The following is a 4,142-nucleotide window of genomic DNA, read 5'->3' on the forward strand; positions in this document are numbered from 1 at the left end:
CCGTCAACGCATCCAGCCCAGGATGAAAAGGGCTCGCTGTCGCAGTGCCCTAGTCATACCAGCGTCGTGTATTCAGTGGCCGGAACGCCATCTTGTTCCGCGGTTAGCGCCTTCGCCAATCAGCACGAATCTGTACCCGCGCACCGGGTGGTGCATCGTTGACCATCCCAAGGATCGCCCAAATGTCAACGGGCCCATTCGTGCGACACCATGGAGGCAACAGCCAGGGGTAATCAATTCGAAGGTCGGAGCTGTTCGATTCGATCGACGCGACGATCATTCGCTGACCTGACAATTCTTTCTGGCATACGAACGTCTACGCGACATGGCGGCAACATGAACAACCCTCTAGGGTCAAACAAATCGGTCGTGGCCGGAGTGAATTACTGCACCCCGGCCACGACCGACCGATCCGATGAGATGTCGCCGTCACAGATGCACCTGTGGACGCCCACATTTGCCTACGTCGAGATTCAACTAATTTCGAACGACTCAATTCTATATTCGATTATCTCCGACCCACGTTTCACCCAAGGGCGATATTTCCCCTCGCAGCACCGACTCAAACGAGGCGATGCGGTCAGCATCGGAGGCTGTCCGCAATGCCGCCTCCACCGGATCTGTCATGCCCAAATCGCCGAGAGTGTCGGCCGCAAGGCGCGCGACTTCGATCTTGCGATCACGCAGCAGGGCGACGAGATGTTCACAATCGTCGGTCTCCCTGACCCGCTCCACGGCGATATCGCGAGACAAACGCCGCATCGCTTCCAAGGAAGCAGCACGTACTTTCCAGTGCCGGTCCCTCAGCCCCCGAACGATAGGCGCCAATGCCTCAGGATCGGCAGTGTCACCCAACGCTACCACCGCAGAATATCGCCATTCGGCGTACCATTTGTCAAGATCACGCATGTAGTGCGCTATCGGTTTTGCGGCACGCAAGCGACAAATTCCGAATGACACAGTAAACGGCAGCCGATACACCTGGCGCAGCAGAAACGTTCGCGCCAGCCAGAGACAGCAAGTTCACGCGAGCCTAGAATCCGATCCAAGACATATCCGAAGTCCCGCCCGGGGTCGCGTTCAGCCAGAATTCGGGAAAGCACAGCGACGCTCCACGTCGTTCGGTGACGATCACCGAACACTGCCAACAGTTCGCCATCCAACTCGGCGTCATCGAGTTGGACCAGGCGTTGAACCATATCGCGCCTGTTCGGCGATGCTTCATCGAGCACGCAATGAATCATGTCCTCGACATTTGATCGAGCCACGGGCCTCCTCACCGCTTCCCCGAAGAAAGACATCGCACATGCCAACGCCCTCGTGCCAGCCAGCCGTAGTCCATTTGGCCTGGCTGGTTGTCGGGCATTCCTTCGTTGCTGCTCTGCCCGGTGACAGCTTCGCCGGATGGCCCGTAGACGCGCAGCGGGCCGGTCTGCTTGCCGTCCGGCAGCGTGGTCATACACAGGTCACCGCGCACCGACGCGTGGTCCCAGGTCTGCTCGGCGACGACCGGCTTCCAGGTGTAAACCACCCCACCGGCGAGTCCGATGCTGCGGGTCAGCACCTTCTTGTCGGCGCCGTTCATCGCGTACCCAGCCGAGTCCCCGTTGCCGGTGTAGCCGTAGCGGACATCGGCGTCAGTGTCGCCCTGAGTGGCTTGGCGGCGGGTGATTCGGTCTGTGGCGTCGCGGGTGTAGGCGACGTCGGCCGGATCGGCACCCGTGGTGCGGATGGCGATATTGCGGTCCGCGCCATCCCAGGAGAAGAACGTGGTGGCCGTCCCCTGGGTGTATTCGGTGGTGTTGCCGTGATCGTCGTACTTGATCCCGGTGATCGGCGAAGCCCCAGTCGTGGCGAGGATCCGGTCGGCGGCGTCGTAGCAGTAGCCGGTTTCCGTGGTGCCCGACGTTGCCTCATCACCATGCGCACGCGGTTGGTGTTCAGTCCCGCGTTCGCCTGCGTGCCGGTCGGGCATGCAGTCGGAGCCGATGACGTGAAGTCATAGGTGAAATGGTGATCTGGCACCCATGCCTCAGTCAGCCGGCCACCCGCGTCGTAAACGTAGTTCGGCGCGCTAGGCCGGGCGTCCACGCCACCGAGGGATTCGTCGATGACCGTGCCAGCCCTGCTCCAAGTCACGGTGGACACCACCGACACATTGTCGCTGGTCTTCCACGTCTGCAACGTGACCCGACCGGCCGTGTCTTTACCAATCGCGGCGAGGGAACTGCCGTTGGAGTAGGTCACCGTCGCCAGTTCGCCCGCCGCGTCGTAGGTGGAGGTGGACAACACCGTGGACCCGAGCTTCGTGGTCAACACGCGACCGGCATCGTCGTAAGTGTTGGTCATCTCCTGTGGCGCGTCGGACGCGTTCGGCGGAATGACCTTCTCCAGGGTCACCCGACCGGCCTGGTCGTAACTGGTTTCGGTTCGAACCCCATTAGCGTCCGTGTAAGCGACGACGCGGCCGAGCAGGTCGACCTGCGTGGTGACGGTGCCGTTGTAGTCGGTGACTGAGGTCGTAAGCGGATCACCATTGACGGCGTAGTTGGTCGAGATCTCTCGCTCACCGGACGAGCCGTTACCCGGCAGCTTTTGCTTTGTCACAGCCGCGATTCCGGACGTCGCGGAAGACTATCCAGCGCATGGCGCAGTACATGTAGACGGCTTCGCAGGCGCCCGCGATCAGGCGCGCCAGGTGGTACTCGACCCCTAGGGCGGCCAGGCCGCTGCCGACGCCGAGGATCCACAAGAGGTAGTTGACGATCACGACAACCACGTACGTCAGGGCCTGTGGCCCGACCGGGGCGTGGGAGCGGAAATTGAGCGCCCGGTTGAGGACGAAACTCAAGCCGAACGCCGCCGCGTACGCCACCGTGATGCTGAGCCAGAGCGGCTGCCCGAGTCCACTGTGGAGCACGGTCAGCAGTGCCAAGTCCACCAGGAACGTGAAGCCGTTGATGACCCCGAAGCCGAGCAGGCTGGGCGGGACCACGTCGGCGAGGCCGAAGGGCAGGCGGCGGGTCACCGACTCCATGGCGGCATGGAACCCACGTGCGGTCAAAACCGGGGACATGCGGCCAGGTTGGCAGCACAAAGTGACCGGGAGGCGGGCGGCCGGCAAACTTCCGGCCGCCCACCAGGGTCAGATGTACGGGCAGGTGTCGCGGTACTCCGAGATCGGGCCGCCCACCGGCGGCGCCGGGCACAGGAACTGGTCGTACCGGGTGTCGTTGTCCATGAACCGCTTCAGCCAGGACACGGTCAGCTTTCCGACCGTCGGCGTGGGCGAATTAGTGACGAAATGGTCGGCGTCATTCATTTCCAGGTAGGCCTTCTCGCCGCCGAGGGACTGGTAGAACGGCTCCGAATGCGATCCGACGGAGGCGATGAAGTCGTTTTCCGCGCCGATCACCATCGTCGGGACGCGGACCGAGCCCCAGGACTTCGTGTTGCTCCACGCCAGCAGCGGGATCGACGCCTTCAGCGCGGGCCGCTGGGCCGTGGCGTAGAGGGCCCCGCCGCCGCCCATGGAGTGGCCCATGACCGCCAGCCGTGCTGGGTCGACGCGGTCGCGCACGGCGCTGGACTTGGTCACGTAGTCGAGGGCGGCCAACAGTTGCGCGCCGCGGGCGTCGGGCTGGTCGAACAGGCCGTTCGTCGAGATGGTGATCACCACAAACCCGTGCGATGCCAGTCGGGGGCCGAACCAGGCGATCGCGCCTTCACTCTCGATGAAGCCGGGGGACACGGCCACCGCGCCGAAGGTGCCCTGGCTGGTGTCGGTCGGATAGGTGATCGTGCCGCCGCCGAAGCCGTGACCGCCGGGGACGGACACCTTGGCCACGGCGAACGGGCCCGCCGCGGCTTCGAGGGCCGCGACTGTCGGATTCGGGCCGCGCTGGTGGGGATTCTCCGCGGCCGAGGCGTCGACGGAGACGAACACGACGGCGACCGCGGCCGCCGCTACCGCGAGTCTTCTGGAAAGGGTCGGCATTCGCCGCAGCGTATTGACGTGGGCGTTTATCCGGAATAGCCGACCGAGAACCGTGCGACCAAAGACAAATACCGAATTCGAAAATGTGTCGGACTGATGAATCAGGGCCCGCGCTGGCCGATCAGCAATGCGCTCCCGGCGGCGA

Annotated in this window: 6 protein-coding genes; 2 read left to right on the plus strand and 4 right to left on the minus strand. The window is 63.5% G+C overall.

The window, feature by feature from the left end; translation table 11 throughout:
• Nucleotides 1–498: 498 nt before the first annotated feature.
• Complete coding sequence (locus GPZ80_RS31780; protein WP_187224798.1) at nucleotides 499–981, minus strand: HEAT repeat domain-containing protein; 483 nt, start codon at nucleotides 979–981, stop codon at nucleotides 499–501.
• A 143-nt stretch (nucleotides 982–1,124) separates the two neighbouring features.
• On the opposite strand from GPZ80_RS31780, the gene GPZ80_RS33545 reads away from it, so the two are divergent.
• Nucleotides 1,125–1,259, plus strand: coding sequence for a hypothetical protein (locus GPZ80_RS33545; RefSeq protein ID WP_281401534.1), 135 nt, complete (start codon nucleotides 1,125–1,127; stop codon nucleotides 1,257–1,259).
• 17 nt (nucleotides 1,260–1,276) lie between these two features.
• Here GPZ80_RS33545 and GPZ80_RS33200 read toward each other — a convergent pair whose 3' ends face one another.
• The gene (locus tag GPZ80_RS33200; protein WP_246477688.1) at nucleotides 1,277–1,975 is read right to left on the minus strand and encodes a hypothetical protein; all 699 of its coding nucleotides are present in this window, start codon (nucleotides 1,973–1,975) and stop codon (nucleotides 1,277–1,279) included.
• 135 nt (nucleotides 1,976–2,110) lie between these two features.
• On the opposite strand from GPZ80_RS33200, the gene GPZ80_RS33550 reads away from it, so the two are divergent.
• Complete coding sequence (locus GPZ80_RS33550) at nucleotides 2,111–2,242, plus strand: hypothetical protein (RefSeq protein WP_281401535.1); 132 nt, start codon at nucleotides 2,111–2,113, stop codon at nucleotides 2,240–2,242.
• A 339-nt stretch (nucleotides 2,243–2,581) separates the two neighbouring features.
• Here GPZ80_RS33550 and GPZ80_RS31790 read toward each other — a convergent pair whose 3' ends face one another.
• Together GPZ80_RS31790 and GPZ80_RS31795 are read right to left on the minus strand one after the other, a co-directional pair.
• Nucleotides 2,582–3,076: a GtrA family protein gene (locus GPZ80_RS31790; protein WP_187224799.1), complete on the minus strand. Its 495-nt coding sequence runs from the start codon at nucleotides 3,074–3,076 to the stop codon at nucleotides 2,582–2,584.
• 69 nt (nucleotides 3,077–3,145) lie between these two features.
• Entirely contained in the window at nucleotides 3,146–3,997 is an 852-nt protein-coding gene (locus GPZ80_RS31795) for an alpha/beta hydrolase family protein (protein WP_187224800.1), read from the minus strand.
• Nucleotides 3,998–4,142: the final 145 nt, after the last annotated feature.

Source organism: Actinokineospora xionganensis (genome assembly GCF_014323725.1).
Taxonomy (GTDB): domain Bacteria; phylum Actinomycetota; class Actinomycetes; order Mycobacteriales; family Pseudonocardiaceae; genus Actinokineospora; species Actinokineospora xionganensis.

What these genes read in the sequence shown, in the direction of transcription:
- GPZ80_RS31790 (WP_187224799.1), bottom strand. Translation starts at nt 3,076, where the DNA reads ATGTCCCCGGTTTTGACCGCACGTGGGTTCCATGCCGCCATGGAGTCG.
- GPZ80_RS31795 (WP_187224800.1), bottom strand. Translation starts at nt 3,997, where the DNA reads ATGCCGACCCTTTCCAGAAGACTCGCGGTAGCGGCGGCCGCGGTCGCC.
- GPZ80_RS33550 (WP_281401535.1), top strand. Translation starts at nt 2,111, where the DNA reads ATGACCGTGCCAGCCCTGCTCCAAGTCACGGTGGACACCACCGACACA.
- GPZ80_RS33200 (WP_246477688.1), bottom strand. Translation starts at nt 1,975, where the DNA reads ATGCCCGACCGGCACGCAGGCGAACGCGGGACTGAACACCAACCGCGT.